Here is a 13,470-nt window from a genome sequence, read left to right on the forward strand (position 1 = left end):
TCGGCAGAAGCGGTTGAAGTCGGGAGAACTGAGCGTCCGAAAGCCAGAAATGGTGGTTGATCATGGCAAACTCCCCACATTTAGGAAGTTTGAATCACATTCCCGACCACATGGGAATCCCGTTTATGGGTCCTGAGCCTAAGCAACAAGACATCGACTTCTCTGAGCTCAGAACATTAGACGCTGTCGATCTGCCAAGTGCCGTGCGTGCATTAACGCAGTTCGCTCTTCCAGAGGCATACATCGCGCACTACAGCAATATGCGGCGGCTGCGAAACCAAATTACTCATCTCGGTTCACATAAAGCGGCTCTCACGCCCCGCCAGCTGATCGAGATTCTCAGTCAGCAATATATATCGCTATGGCCGGATGGCCGTTGGCTGTGTCGACGAGTTCGCTTTGATGGTAACAGCGCTCGGCGATTTTTCCATGATCAGCGGTACTCGTCGGTGGAAAGCAATGTAATGTTGGAGCTGCCTTACACAATCGATTTGTTAAAGAGCACCGCATTCAAGAAAATTCTTGGTGTGTCTAAGGCAAAACTAAAAGGGTACTGTCCTGTTTGCCTCTACAACAGAGCAACGAAGTGGGATGTCGACGGTCACGCTACCGCATATCGAACGAGTGCTAATACAGCGGTATGCGCCATGTGCGAAGAAAAACTAGTGGTTAAAATGGTCGGCAAAGGTTGTGAGAACTGCGGTGCCAAAACGCGGGCGGAATTCGATTCACACGACCCTATCTGTTTTCTTTGTGGTCACGACTGAGCAGGAAGCGTTGTTGGACGCCCGCGATTGGCGGTGATGGGTAGTCCTCTCCGCGGGGAGGTTCGCGGTTGTCCGAGCAATTGAGGATTGGTGAACAGACCTTCGGACACCGCTGCATCGACACGGCTGACGCCTTCCGGAACACCGCGGCAGCGAAGGTGCTAGGGAGAGCGCCCTTCGCTCGGTAGAATTGAGTCTAAGACTGCGCAACCAGATCTGGACCTAGCCGATAATGCTCGAGTACAGGCTATTACGTGGGCACGCAGGTATCCTGCTGATTGGCGACTATACAACGCTTCGCTGCTTTCACGAGGCGGTTCACGAGGTGGGTTCCGCGTCTCCCCTGGTTCGCAGCGACGACGGTCCGCTGATGGACCTTGCCTACGAAATTCGAAGGGCGTTTGAGCAACAACGCGAGATCATCTCAGCGCCTCAGGGGTACGAAGAGATAGGCATTCGATTCGGCGCGAAGATTCTCTGGCCGGCGATCATCGTGCAACAACGCATCTTGCGGACGTCGATGGCGTATTTCAACAGCCAGCCGCTGCACCAGGCAATGACCTACGCCTTGGAGCACGTGCTGGAGCACGGTCTGCGTGATGATTTCGGCGATCGCGCGGACGGCATCATTGAGAAGTGGCGGCGGATTGATCCTGGCGACCCCCGGGTATTCGAAAAGCTCCGCAGCCGTATCGCGATTTGCGCTTCGTGGAAGAGGTCCGAACGCAAGCGACTGTTAGCGCAGCTGCTGGCCAGCCTCGATCATACATACGAATCGGCATACCGCTTCCACGTCGAGCGTGGCGTCCGCAATCTCGTCGATCCCACCGAAGTTGATCGATGGGACCAGTACGAGTGCCCGGATCCGCGTTGGTAACCCGCTGAGGCTCCGATGTTCCTGGCAGTGACGAGCGAGGGGGAAGCTATCGATGCTGAGAGCGTCGACACGCGCGAAAAATGGGCTGAGATCTGCAAGCTCGCCAAAGCCGGTGGCTTAAAACTTCATTGCCGTTGCGAGTCCAAGGCGGTCCCGGTGTCGAGGCACTACGGGTACGGTCGTCATCGTGCCACCGTGCGCTTCTTCCGGCATCCGCCGCGGAAGTCAGATGTTAGGAAGTGCCCGTCCGCCGCGCAAGAAACGCCGCTTCACAGCGCCCTAAAGGCGTGCGTGCTGCAGACAGTACGTGCGCGTGGGCTCGAGGCTTGGCTCGAGCGCCGAGGCGAGGGGTTCGTTGCCGATGTGTTGTTCCGCGATTCGACGACGACGCGTACCCATGCCGTAGAAATTCAGCTGTCGCCCCAGATCGCGATCGAGACCATGGAGAGGACCCGTCGGCGCCGGGCAGCCAGCGTGACGACCGTCTGGCTCTTTGGCAAACGGATCAACGTCACGGAGCTGCCCGACGAGGTGCACGCGGATCCTGTCGTTTGGCTGAAGGAAAAGAGCGACGCTGGGAAGCTGGCTGAAGCGCGCCGCGCCCTCGAGGACCTGCTCGATAGCAAGCTGGTTCACATGACGGCGGATCAGCTGAAGGAAGCCCGAGGCTTCCTGGTGGTCGCAGCAGTCGCCTGTGCAGGATGCGGGCAGCTGTACACGGGCACGTTCGGCGCGGTGATCGACCTCTCGCGGCTTCGAGCCGATTGGGGGCCAAAGGTGGTCGCATCCGACTTCCTTAATCATCGTCCTTCATGGGTGCCGACGCTCTTGGCTAAACGCGACGGACACTCAGCGGTGCGCTGGCGACCACCCGACTATCGTGACGCTGAGCTGGTGTGCGGATTTTATGGGCCACGCCGAGGCGAACGCCCGAGGTGGCTGCTGCTGATGTGCCCGCACTGCGGTCTTGCGCACCCGGAGATCCCGATGGCCGCCACCACGCTCATGAAGGCACCCGTGAGCGAGCGGATCCCAATTCGTTTTCCGACGGCCGAGTTGGTCGAGCGCGCGGAACGTCTCGCCGGCTGGCGCCTCAAACCCGTTCCCAGCCAAGAGCCTGTCACAGTCAAGGCCTGGCATGCGACCACCCAACGACGCCTTACCGAGCATCGCGCTCAGGTCGCTGCCGCGGAAGCGTTCCGCAAAGGTCGCGCTCGGCGTCGGCAGGCGGAATTCGACGCTTACAAGGAAGCCATAGCTCAGGTTCTACCCGTCGATTTCGACAAGAAAACCTGGTTCTGCCAGCCGCGGTTTGACGTGTACGGCCGAAGCCTGTCGCTCCATCAAGCGATGCGCCAGCTGGATGAGGATGCATGGAGATCCATCGCCTCTATGCTGCGCCGGGTCGGTGAAATGCTCCTCATCGACGGATCGCCTGAAGTCGACCTCTTGGGCTTGCCGATCGAGCATGCGCAAGAGCGCTGTCGCCGCCTTTGGGCGCGGAAGCAGCGTGTTCTCAAGATTGATCGCGTCTGGGGCGTCATGCGTGAACCAGGGGAGCCGCAATGGTCTAGCGTTGTCCACCCGAAGCTTGGGCGCACGCCGATCCAGCTGATTGAGCAGGAGAGCGACGAAAGGTTCGACAATGCCGTCACCGAGCTTGAGGCAGACGCGCAAGTTGCTCTTCGGCGCTATCGGAACCGGCGTCGACTGCTATCGGCGTTTCACGGCACCAACGAGCCTAATCTCGCGCAGCTTCTTGAGGATCTAGGCTGGCAAAGGCCGCTGGATGGATTTCTAGATTTGGAGGAGTCGGCGTTCACGTCGGAGCTGTCCGAAATTCGCTCGGCATACGCTCAACACTTGGAAAGGAAGGCACAGGCAGCTTGGCAGTCATCGCTGGCAGCTGACCGGGAGCGCCTGCGCAAGGCCGCCGCACGAGCCTTTGCCATCACCAAGCTTGCCGAGTATTGGCTCTCTCGGCCAAATCCGCGGCTGGCTCATCTCCCGCCAGAGCAATCGGTGCTCCGCGGGGTGGTCAGTCTCTACGCCGCGCTAGAGGCCTTGCAAGCAGACAGTGTGCCGGACCCACAACCGGATGCCTTGTTCGAACGGCTGGTTGTCCGAACGGCGCGACACTATCGCGGAGAGAACAATTCGGCCATGGCGCTTCAGCGTACCGTCCCGCAGCTAGGCTTGAGACCAAAGGACGTCGCAACCACCGAGGTCGGGGTCGAGTGGGTCCTTGCCACCTTGGAGCCGCTTCTTCGTCGCAACCGGCGGTAGCGCTCCGCGACGGCGGCAGCGCCTTACGTTGCCAGCCGCTACCCGCCAACTAGCGATAGGGGGTCATTGTCGTTAGCTGGCAGCGCGGACCCCGTTCTCGGTAGATCCTCGGCGCGGTGCTACGAGTGCGCACTGACCTACGCCGCAACCCGCGGAACTTCGCTCTCCATCAGCCGCAAGAATCGTTGGTTGCGGGCCCCCGCAACCAAAAATATCAACGGCTTAGCCAATCCAGGCTAAGCCGTTTTTGCATTCCAGGAAGCATATAGGAAGCGGATGAATGTTCCCGGGTCCCTGGGGCGTAATCCGAACTGGTGCTGAACCAGAACGTCCAACACCTCGCCCTCGGCGTCGACCGCTCGCCACAGGTACATCTTTCGGCCGCCGACCCAGATGAAGGCCTCGTCCAGATGTCATGTGTAGCAGCGCCGGTGCCGCGTGGTGCGGAGCCGCTGAGAGCCCGCCGGACCGACCCAGCGTTGGACTGTCTCGTAGCTGACATCAAGGTCGCGGTCCGCCAGCACATCACTCGACGTCGCGCAGGCTTACGCCGAATCGCAAATACAGCCAGACGGCGTGCTGAACGATCGACGGCGAATAGTGAAGGCGAGCATATGAGACCGGCTTCGTCGTACGAGCTTGCCGACGGCGCCAGGCGTCAGCCGTTGGTTCGTGTGACAGCGCCCTCGTCCGACAAGGCCGCAGCAATGGATTTCAGTTCCACCCCAAGAAGCTCAATGAACAGCTTGGCGGTGGTTGATATCGGCTGACCGCGGACCGACAGGTAGCTAACAGGAACCGACTGATACGGCTCGACGGGTCGGGCTGTAACCGTGCTGGACACGCTGCCATGCACGGCAAGCTCGTCGGCGAAGGCGATCCCCGCTCCGGCTTCGACCAGCGAACACGCCATCTGCGACGTACGGACCCGGATGTTCGATATCAGAGGCGTTCTGGCCTGCGACAGAAACCCCTCGACGAGCATGCCGTAGGGAGTGTCCGGTTCGTAGGTGATCATGTGATGCTCGACCGCATCCTCTATGCGAATGGTAGCCTTGCGGGCCAACGGGTGATCGACCGGAAAGATGCACATCAGCCTGGCATCGTAGATCCTGGTTCCTTCGAGGCCGGGGTGATCGGCGTTCAGGTTGACCACACCCACTTCGGCATGCCCGTTCGCAACATTCTTTACGAGTTCGCTGGCTGTCTGGACCTCGATCTCGAGCTGAATGTCCGGGATGCGGTCGTGCAGTGCCTTTATCGTGTTCGGTATGACGTAATGCCCGACGCTGGCACTAGCCACCACCCGCAAGCCGCCAGAGCGCTGCAGCAGCAGGTCGCGTGCTATGTCATTGGCGCGCTGGACCTGCTTGTAGACGTCATCGATTGCGATGATCAGCCGCTCTGCCTCGGGCGTCGGCTTCAGCCTGCGACCGACCCGCTCGAACAACTGTATCCCGAGACGTTCTTCAGCCGTGCTGAGCATCCGGCTGATCGATGGTTGGGATACTTTCAGCATTCGCGCAGCGGCGGCATGTGAGCTGGAGATCATGACTGCCCGGAACACTTCCATTTGGCGAAGGCTGAGGCTCATCTGCGCTCCATCGGATGCTATCGCCATCGCGATAGGATCCCGCGCTTATAGCACCTCCCCAGAGCGCGGGCATTGCGCGATACCTTTGGGCGAGAAGCCGGGAGGTGGCGTCAGGTCGGGTCGGTCCCGGAACTGCAGTGCCCAGGCTCGTTCCGCAACTTCCTGGGCGCGTGAGAGCAGGCCGTCCTCATCCATGGACAACACTTTGCCGTCCCGCATGGTCCATCGACCATCCACCATGACGGAAACCACGTCCCGCGCTTGGCCCTGATGGACGAAATCAGACACCACACGCATGACCGGCACCATGTGCGCACGACGAAGATCGATGACCATGATGTCGGCAAGATTACCGGCAGCAAGCCAGCCGCCATCCGGAACCCCGAGGGCCTGATAGCCGTTCCTGGTGGCCCATCTCAACGCCTGCTCCGGTGTCGGGCTGCAGCCGTCCTGGCGGCGCACCCGCTCCATGAACAGCCCGGTCCGCATCACCTCCACCATGTCCTCGGCCATGTTGTCCGATCCCATGGTGATCGTGCAGCCATGGGCTTCGAGATCGGCGATCCGCGGGCTGAGCCCGCGGCGGGCAGCAATCGCGGAGTTGAAGGCGACGACCGCGCCGGTACGGCCGAGGATCTCCTCCTCGCGCGGATCCATGCACCGGCAATGGGCACAGATGACACGCTCGTTCAGGTAACCGAGATCGGCCAGGTACTCGGTCGGAAGCCGGCCGCGATGCGCCTGGACGGCTGCAACCTCGCCCCAGATCTGGTTGAGGTGAATGGTGGCATAGGCGTCAAGGCGTTCCTGCAGATCACGCAGCTCGCCAATGAGCTCCGGCGAGCACATATCCGGGGCCCAGGCGGAGATGGCGATCCGGATGCGGCCGTCGGCAGCGCCGTTCCAGTCGCGGAACGTCCGCTCGATGGTCTTCAGACACCGTTTGCCGAGGCTCTCGTCGCGCCGGAACGGCGCCGGATCACCGATTGACGTCCCGGTCCGGTCATGAGCGCGCTCGCCGAACAGAAACCGCATGCCGGTGTCAACCATCGACTCCGCATAGTCTGCGACATCGTGGGTGTCCTCGAGCGCCAGTGTCGTGCCGCTTCGTATTGCCTCGAGAGCGCCGAGTTGCGCCATGACCTGTCGCCCGTCGATCGACAGCGGTGGCATCGGGATCGGAGACAACCCGCCCGAGAACGGTGGGTGGTGTGGAGGCGACAGGTCTTCGAAGATCCCGCGTGCCAGCGTCATGGTGAAGTGGGTGTGGCTGTTGGCGAACCCCGGCAGGACCGCCTTGCCTGACCCGTCGACACGCTCGGCGTCCGGAAACCGGGCGAGGATCTCTTCGTTCGGCCCGATCGCCGCGATCCTGGAGCCTTCGATCGCGATGGCACAATCGTAGTGGACGGAATCCGCATCATCGACGGTGACGACGTGCGTGTTGTGAATGACGGTCCGCATCTCGAATTCCTCTCAGCTTTTGCCCGCCGCGTCACGCGAGGGCGGCATACCGGTTGGACGTTGGAGATCGGCCTGCCACTGCCGCCAACCGGGCACTCGTGGCACTGGCAGGCCGGTTCCGGCGCTATGCGGGGGCGTGTCGCGAAGGCACTGGATCGCCTTGAACTTCGCCCTCGGGCGGAAGGACAACACCGGTCTGGCCGGTGATGCGCGAATAGTGCTCAATCCTTCGGTGGCGCGCGAAGTTGAAGATGGTTTCCTTGCCCATCCGTGTGGCATCGAGATTGAGGTCGGCGACCACCATCTCGTCTCCCAGGGTCTGCGCCTTGGCAACGATCTCCCCTGACGGCTGCGCGATCAGGGAACCGCCGATCAATCCTACACCCTCTTCGATCCCGGCCTTTGCCGTGGCGATGACGTAGCAGGAGTTCTGGTACGCGGCTGCCTGCAGCACCAGGTCGTTGTGGAAGTTGCGGAGGTGTTTCGGCTCGCTCGCCGAGGTGTTCTCGTCCGGCGTGTTGTACCCAAGGCTAACGACCTCTACGCCCTGAAGGCTCATTTCCCGGAAGACTTCCGGCCAGCGCCGATCGTTGCAGATCGCCATGCCGTGAATGGCGCCCATGCTGCGCCATACGGGAAACCCGAGATCGCCCGGCTGGAAGTACCGTTTCTCAAGATGCTGCCACGGGCGTTGGGGCTCGTGCTCGGAGTGGCCCGGAAGATGCACTTTCCGGTACTTGCCAACGATCCGGCCCTTGTCGTTGACCAAGATAGAGGTGTTGAAGTGCTGGCCGTCATCGGTCAGTTCGGCATAGCCGAGATAGAAACCAATGCCGTACTCACGGGCCGCTTCAAACAGGGGAAGGACGTCTGCAGACGGCATCTGGCGTTCGAAGAACCGCTCGACCTCCTTCCAGTCCTCCATGTACCAGCGGGGAAAGAAGGTGGTCAGGGCGAGTTCAGGAAACACCATGTAGCGCACGCCGCGTTCCTTGCCGCGCCTCATCATCTGGATCATGCGCTTCACCGCTGATGCACGCGTCTCGTTGCGCCCTATGGGGCCAAGCTGCGCGGCCGCGGCTGTCAGTATTCGAGTCAATTGATTCTCCCTTGGCTTTTCTTGCGGAGCCGCACGAGGCGGCACCGGGTCATCCGATCCGAAGGCTGAGTGGGGCCAGTTCATCCGTCGTGCGCTTGCGGTAGTCGCGCTTCGGCGTGGACTCCATCATCGTCACCTGCTCGGCGGTCAGGGTTCGGCCGGCTGCCGTTGGATCGAGGTTGAGCACCTCTCCACTCTCAAGCACCTTCCGGCCACCGATCCAGACATCGCACACCGCCCGGTCAGCGGCATGGAAGATGAGCGACCGCAGAGGGTCGCGGGCCGGCATCATCTCGGGTTGCTCGAGATCGACAGCCACGATGTCGGCCTTGCAGTTCTCTGCCAGGCGGCCGATGTCGTCCCGCATCAGGGCCCTCGCACCGCCGACGGTCGCCGCGTGGAACAGCATGCCGGTGGAGACGTCGTGAACGTCATGCGAGGCAATCCGGGAGAACGTGCCCGCCTTGCGAATCTCCTCCAGCATGTTGTGCGGTGTCGTATCCGTGCCGAAGGCCATGTTGACGCCGGCGCGCACATACTCGCCGAAGCTCTCCAGGAGTTGGCCATAGCGGGCGAACGGCGTCGGGCAGTGCGCGACCGAGCAGCCGCTGTCCGCCAGAAGCCGCAGATCTTCCTTGGTCCACCAGTTGATCCAGGAATGGCGGTCAATGAAGATCGCGTGCCCGAAGACGCTGTGCGGTCCCATGATTCCGATATCGGCGGCGTGCTGGATTGGGGTGCGGCCATGCCGCCGGATCATTTCGTGAACCTCCAGGACGCCCTGCGAGATATGCAGGGTGAACGGAATGCCACGCTCCTTGGCCGCCTCGAAGCTATCGCGCAGAAGGTCGTCGGTGCAGTTCTCGATCTGCATCGGCGAGACCACGCCGGAGAGGAGTCCGGTCGGATCGTTCTTGAGGGAGTCGATGAAAGCCAGGGCGCGGTCCATCCGTGCCTTGCCGTTGTCGGCGCTCCAGTCGAATCCAAGATCGTGGTCGTTCTCGAGCTTCCAGCGGGCCGAGGCGAATCCGGGGGCCAGGAACCCGCGCATGCCGGCCTTGTGGAAGATGTCGGTCCACCCGTCGAACTCCGGTGAGATGTCGCAGAGCGACGTCACTCCGGACTTCAAGAGCTCGCAAAGCGCCACCTCCAGGCTGGAATGTCTGAGCGCCAGGGAGGACGTGTCGAAGGCGCCGGAGCGCTCGTAGAGCCCCGACATGTACATGTTTGATACGCCGTGCTCTTCGCGGATGCCGCGGTAGGCGGGCTCATGCGAGGGATGCGAATGAACGTTGACCAACCCGGGCATGATCATGCGATTGGCGCCATCGACGACCGTGTCCGACGGCCCGTCGTAGTTCTTGCCGACGAATACGATTTGGTCGTTACGAAAAGCGATGTCGGCATTCCGTAGATAAACGTGCTCGGTGCCGGTCCAGGCCACGAGCCATTCGGCATTCCTGATCAGTGTCGTTGGCATGACGGGATACTCCGTACGGGGACTATCGAAGATGGCAGGCGACCCGGTGGCCCGGCGCGACCTCCTTGATCGGCGGCTGGACCGACCGGCATTTGTCGATCGCCAGAGGGCAACGCGTGTGGAAACGGCAACCGGGCGGCGGGTTCATGGGGCTCGGTACCTCGCCCGACAGCACCACGTCGGTGGTGGTGACCTCCGGGTCCGGGATGGGGACCGAGTTCATCAATGCTTCGGTGTACGGGTGCTGCGGACTGCGAAAGACGGCGTCGCGGGCTCCGAACTCAACCATCTGCCCGAGATACATCACCGCGACCCGGTGGCTGATGTGCTGCACCACCGCCAAGTCATGGGCGATGAATATGTAGGCAATGCCGAATTCGTCCTGCAGATCGCGCAACAGGTTGATGACCTGCGCCTGAACCGACACGTCCAGGGCCGACACGGCCTCGTCCGCGACGATGACCTTGGGGTTCACGGCGAGCGCACGAGCAATTCCGAGGCGCTGACGTTGACCGCCTGAGAACTCGTGCGGCAGCCGGTCGATAAGCTCGCGGCGCAGCCCGACGCGATCGAACAGCCATTCAACGCGCTCGGTCAGTTCGGAGCCCCGGGCGATCCCGAAGTTGACGAGCGGTTCGCTTACGATGTCTCCGGCGCGAAGGCGGGGGTTCAAGGACGAGTACGGGTCCTGAAAGATGAACTGGATGGAGCGCCGGAACTCGCGCATCTTCGCTGGCGGCAGGGCCGTGATGTCGACTCCGTTCAGAAGCACCCGACCAGCGGTCGGTTCGACGAGCCGAACAATCATGCGCGCTGCCGTGGATTTGCCGCACCCCGATTCCCCGACGACACCGATGGTTTCGCCGGGCGAAAGCGTGAAGCTGAGGTCGTCGACGGCGTGGACATATTTTCGCGGCCCGCCGAACAGGCCCCGCTTCACCGGGAAGTCCTTCTTGAGACCCTGAACTTCCAGGAGCGGTGGCTGCAGGGTGTCGGTGTGATCAGGCATGCCAGGCCTCCATCGCCCTGTCGGCGTGCCAACACGCGGAGATATGCCCGTCGGCCTTCAGTTCGAGATCCGGCTCTTCCTCGTGGCACTGCTTGGATGCAAGGGGGCAACGGGGTGCGAACGAGCAACCGGGACGAACCTGATCAAGCGCAGGAACGATCCCTGGGATTTCGGTGAGACGCGTCCTGGCAGCGTCCGGGCCGGTACGCTCGATCTTCGGAACTGATCCAAGCAGGCCGGCTGTGTAGGGATGGCGCGGCCGCCGGAACAGGGCCTTGACGGGAGCCTCCTCGACCTTGCGTCCGGCATACATCACGACGACGCGCTCGACGGATTGCGCAACCACACCCAGGTCATGGGTGATCAGCATGATGGCAGTTCCCGTTTCACGCCGGATCTCCTTCATGAGTTGAAGGATCTGGGCCTGGATGGTTACGTCGAGTGCGGTTGTCGGTTCGTCGGCGATCAGGACCTTGGGTCGGCAGGCCAGGGCCATGGCGATCATCACGCGCTGCCGCATTCCGCCCGATAGCTGGTGCGGGTACTCGTCCATGCGGCGTCGGGCGTCCGGTATCCGGACCCGGTCCAATAGGGCGACTACTGTGTTCGTTGCCTCCCTCTCGGACATGCCGCGATGGAAGATCAGCGGTTCGGCCACCTGTCGGCCAATTTTCATGACAGGATTCAGACTGGTCATCGGCTCCTGGAAGATCATCGAGATCTGATTGCCGCGGAGCGCCCGATACTCCGTCTCGGAAAGGCCCACGAGTTCGCGGCCGTTCAGGCGGATGCTGCCATCGATCCGGCCCGGGGGCCGTGGCACCAGGCCCAGGATCGACAAGGCGGTCATGCTCTTTCCGCAACCGGACTCGCCGACCACGCCCAGCGTCTCTCCCGCTTTCAGCTGCAGGGAGACGTTGTCAACGGCGCGGACGAGTCCGGTCCGCGTCCGGAAGTGTGTCTTGAGACCGCTGACGTCCAGCACGTGGGTCAGGGCGTCGCTTCGATCGGGGGCGCTCATTGACATGGTTTCACCGCGTTCCGGAAAGCCTGGGGTCCAGCAAGTCGCGCAAGCCGTCGCCCATCAGGTTGACGGCCAAGACGGTGACCGCCAGGAACACGCCGGGGATCAGGATCATCCAGGGTGCCAACTGAAAGTAGATGCGACTCTCGGCCATGATGTTTCCCCAACTCGGGATTTCGGGCGGGGTGCCCGCGCCCAGGAACGACAGCAGGGACTCGATCAGGATTGCGGCCGCGCAGATGTAGGTGGCCTGCACCGTGAGAGGGGCGATCGTGTTGGGCAGTATGTGCTTAACCACAATCTTCAGAGGGCGCGTGCCCGCGATTACCGCCGCTTCCACGTATGCCTGTTCGCGCACCGATAGGACCACGCTGCGTACCAGACGGACGACGCGCGGCAACTCCACGACGGTGATGGCGAAGATCACCGTCCCGGTGCTTGCATTGGTTACGGCGGTCAGCGCAATTGCCAGCAGGATAGCGGGAATCGACATCAGGCCATCCATCACCCGCATTACCAGTGCGTCCGCAATCCTGTTGTAGCCTGCGAGCAGACCCAGGGTCAGGCCGCTCGCCGTCGCGCATGCCGAAACCACCAGGCCGACGAGGAGCGAGATCCGACCGCCATGCAGCGTTCGGCTGAGGATGTCCCGCCCAAACATGTCCGTTCCGAACCAGTGTTCGGCCGACGGCGGCTTCATTCTGTTCAGGGGATTGATTTCAAGCGGGTCGACACCCACGAGTGCCTCGGCAAACACCGCCGACGCGATCACGAGCAGAAGGATGACCCCACCGAAGCAGAGCGTTGGGTTCGACCGCACGAAGTATCCGGCGTTCCCAGCGACGATGTCCCGATACGTGGCGCTGCTCATTGTCTGTTTCTCCCGGCCTCAGTACCGAATGCGGGGGTCGAGGAAGACGTAGCTGACGTCGATGACGAGGTTGATGAGGACGTAGACAAGCGCGAAGACGATCAGGACGCCCTGGATGACCGGGTAGTCGCGGCTCAGGATCGCATCCACAACCAGCCGTCCGACGCCCGGGATCGCGAAGACGCTCTCCGTCACGACCACGCCGCTCAACAGCAGGGCGATACCCACGCCGATGATCGTGACGATCGGAACCGCCGCATTCTTTAGCGCGTGGCTGCACAGCAATGGCGCGGTGGGAACTCCCTTCGCCTTCGCCGTCCGGATGTGATCCTGCGAAAGAACTTCCAAAACACTGGCGCGGGTAATCCGTGCGATCAGTGCCGTGAAGCTCATGCCAAGAGCGAAGCTTGGTAATATCAAGTGTTGAAGAAAAGGCCAAAATCCCTCGGATATGCTTACATATCCTTGGACGGGCAGTATCGATAATTTAAGGGCAAACACATAAATCAAAATGTAGCCGATCACGAATACGGGAAAGGCGAATCCGAGCACGGCAAAAGACATGACCGAGCGGTCAATCAGTGATCCAGCGTGCCATGCGGCCAGGACTCCCAGGGGAAGCGCCAGAAAGACGGTGACGATTGTCGTGGTCACGGTCAGGGCGATGGTCGGCTCGATCCGCTGGGCGAGGAGTTCCGTCACGGGCTTGTTGGAGAAGATCGAGACGCCGAGATTGCCTTGGGAGACATTGACGAGCCACACATAGAACTGCTCGTGGATCGGGCGATCGAACCCCAGCTTCTGCCGGATCTGCTGGATCTGCTCTTCCGTGCCCTGATCGCCTGCGATCATGGCCGCCGGATCGCCCGGCGTCAGATGCAGGATTGAGAAGACCACGATTGCCACAACGGCGAGAACCGGGATCGTCGCTAGCAGTCGGCGCAGAATGTATTCGACCATGGAGCATCCCCCCGTTGACGGCGGCGGCCACGCTTTGCG

11 protein-coding genes and 1 pseudogene are annotated in these 13,470 nt (G+C 61.7%); 3 read left to right on the forward strand and 9 right to left on the reverse strand.

All coding sequences use genetic code 11. The features are described from left to right. The first annotated feature begins 62 nt into the window (after positions 1 to 62). The 3 genes from RIC54_RS01260 (at position 63) to RIC54_RS01270 (ending at position 3,930) form a co-directional block, all read left to right on the forward strand. Positions 63 to 767: a hypothetical protein gene (locus tag RIC54_RS01260; RefSeq protein WP_350084686.1), complete on the forward strand. Its 705-nt coding sequence runs from the start codon at positions 63 to 65 to the stop codon at positions 765 to 767. A 232-nt stretch (positions 768 to 999) separates the two neighbouring features. Continuing rightward, entirely contained in the window at positions 1,000 to 1,644 is a 645-nt protein-coding gene (locus RIC54_RS01265; protein ID WP_350084685.1) for a DUF6904 family protein, read from the forward strand. 15 nt (positions 1,645 to 1,659) lie between these two features. Next, positions 1,660 to 3,930 (forward strand): competence protein CoiA family protein, encoded by a 2,271-nt coding sequence (locus RIC54_RS01270; RefSeq protein WP_350084684.1) that lies wholly within the window; start codon positions 1,660 to 1,662, stop codon positions 3,928 to 3,930. Between the two features lie 317 nt (positions 3,931 to 4,247). On the opposite strand, the pseudogene RIC54_RS01275 reads toward RIC54_RS01270, so the two are convergent. The 9 genes and pseudogenes from RIC54_RS01275 to RIC54_RS01315 form a co-directional block, all read right to left on the reverse strand. Then, positions 4,248 to 4,611: pseudogene (locus tag RIC54_RS01275) on the reverse strand (DDE-type integrase/transposase/recombinase); the annotation flags it as partial. Next, positions 4,589 to 5,524, reverse strand: coding sequence for a LysR family transcriptional regulator (locus tag RIC54_RS01280; RefSeq protein WP_350084683.1), 936 nt, complete (start codon positions 5,522 to 5,524; stop codon positions 4,589 to 4,591). The pseudogene RIC54_RS01275 and the gene RIC54_RS01280, both read right to left, overlap by 23 nt. 45 nt (positions 5,525 to 5,569) lie before the next feature. Beyond that, positions 5,570 to 6,988 (reverse strand): amidohydrolase family protein, encoded by a 1,419-nt coding sequence (locus RIC54_RS01285; RefSeq protein WP_350150438.1) that lies wholly within the window; start codon positions 6,986 to 6,988, stop codon positions 5,570 to 5,572. Positions 6,989 to 7,112: 124 nt separating this feature from the next. Continuing rightward, the gene (locus RIC54_RS01290) at positions 7,113 to 8,132 is read right to left on the reverse strand and encodes an N-carbamoyl-D-amino-acid hydrolase (RefSeq protein WP_350084681.1); all 1,020 of its coding nucleotides are present in this window, start codon (positions 8,130 to 8,132) and stop codon (positions 7,113 to 7,115) included. Between the two features lie 4 nt (positions 8,133 to 8,136). Further along, positions 8,137 to 9,567 carry an amidohydrolase family protein gene (locus tag RIC54_RS01295; protein ID WP_350084680.1) on the reverse strand — a complete coding sequence of 477 codons (1,431 nt, stop codon included), beginning with the start codon at positions 9,565 to 9,567 and terminating at the stop codon, positions 8,137 to 8,139. A 22-nt stretch (positions 9,568 to 9,589) separates the two neighbouring features. After that, entirely contained in the window at positions 9,590 to 10,576 is a 987-nt protein-coding gene (locus tag RIC54_RS01300) for an ABC transporter ATP-binding protein (RefSeq protein WP_350084679.1), read from the reverse strand. Continuing rightward, complete coding sequence (locus RIC54_RS01305; protein ID WP_350084678.1) at positions 10,569 to 11,597, reverse strand: ABC transporter ATP-binding protein; 1,029 nt, start codon at positions 11,595 to 11,597, stop codon at positions 10,569 to 10,571. Before RIC54_RS01305 ends, RIC54_RS01300 begins: the two co-directional genes overlap by 8 nt. Before the next feature lie 10 nt (positions 11,598 to 11,607). Beyond that, complete coding sequence (locus RIC54_RS01310) at positions 11,608 to 12,471, reverse strand: ABC transporter permease (RefSeq protein ID WP_350084677.1); 864 nt, start codon at positions 12,469 to 12,471, stop codon at positions 11,608 to 11,610. An 18-nt stretch (positions 12,472 to 12,489) separates the two neighbouring features. Next, on the reverse strand, positions 12,490 to 13,431 hold the full coding sequence (locus RIC54_RS01315; RefSeq protein WP_350084676.1) for an ABC transporter permease: 942 nt from the start codon (positions 13,429 to 13,431) through the stop codon (positions 12,490 to 12,492). Positions 13,432 to 13,470: the final 39 nt, after the last annotated feature.

Source organism: Thalassobaculum sp. (genome assembly GCF_040219215.1).
Classification (GTDB): Bacteria; Pseudomonadota; Alphaproteobacteria; order Thalassobaculales; family Thalassobaculaceae; genus Thalassobaculum_A.

Coding starts and splice junctions, on each gene's coding strand:
- RIC54_RS01260 (WP_350084686.1), top strand. CDS start 63: ATGGCAAACTCCCCACATTTAGGAAGTTTGAATCACATTCCCGACCAC.
- RIC54_RS01265 (WP_350084685.1), top strand. CDS start 1,000: ATGCTCGAGTACAGGCTATTACGTGGGCACGCAGGTATCCTGCTGATT.
- RIC54_RS01270 (WP_350084684.1), top strand. CDS start 1,660: ATGTTCCTGGCAGTGACGAGCGAGGGGGAAGCTATCGATGCTGAGAGC.
- RIC54_RS01280 (WP_350084683.1), bottom strand. CDS start 5,524: ATGAGCCTCAGCCTTCGCCAAATGGAAGTGTTCCGGGCAGTCATGATC.
- RIC54_RS01285 (WP_350150438.1), bottom strand. CDS start 6,988: ATGCGGACCGTCATTCACAACACGCACGTCGTCACCGTCGATGATGCG.
- RIC54_RS01295 (WP_350084680.1), bottom strand. CDS start 9,567: ATGCCAACGACACTGATCAGGAATGCCGAATGGCTCGTGGCCTGGACC.
- RIC54_RS01300 (WP_350084679.1), bottom strand. CDS start 10,576: ATGCCTGATCACACCGACACCCTGCAGCCACCGCTCCTGGAAGTTCAG.
- RIC54_RS01305 (WP_350084678.1), bottom strand. CDS start 11,597: ATGAGCGCCCCCGATCGAAGCGACGCCCTGACCCACGTGCTGGACGTC.
- RIC54_RS01310 (WP_350084677.1), bottom strand. CDS start 12,471: ATGAGCAGCGCCACGTATCGGGACATCGTCGCTGGGAACGCCGGATAC.
- RIC54_RS01315 (WP_350084676.1), bottom strand. CDS start 13,431: ATGGTCGAATACATTCTGCGCCGACTGCTAGCGACGATCCCGGTTCTC.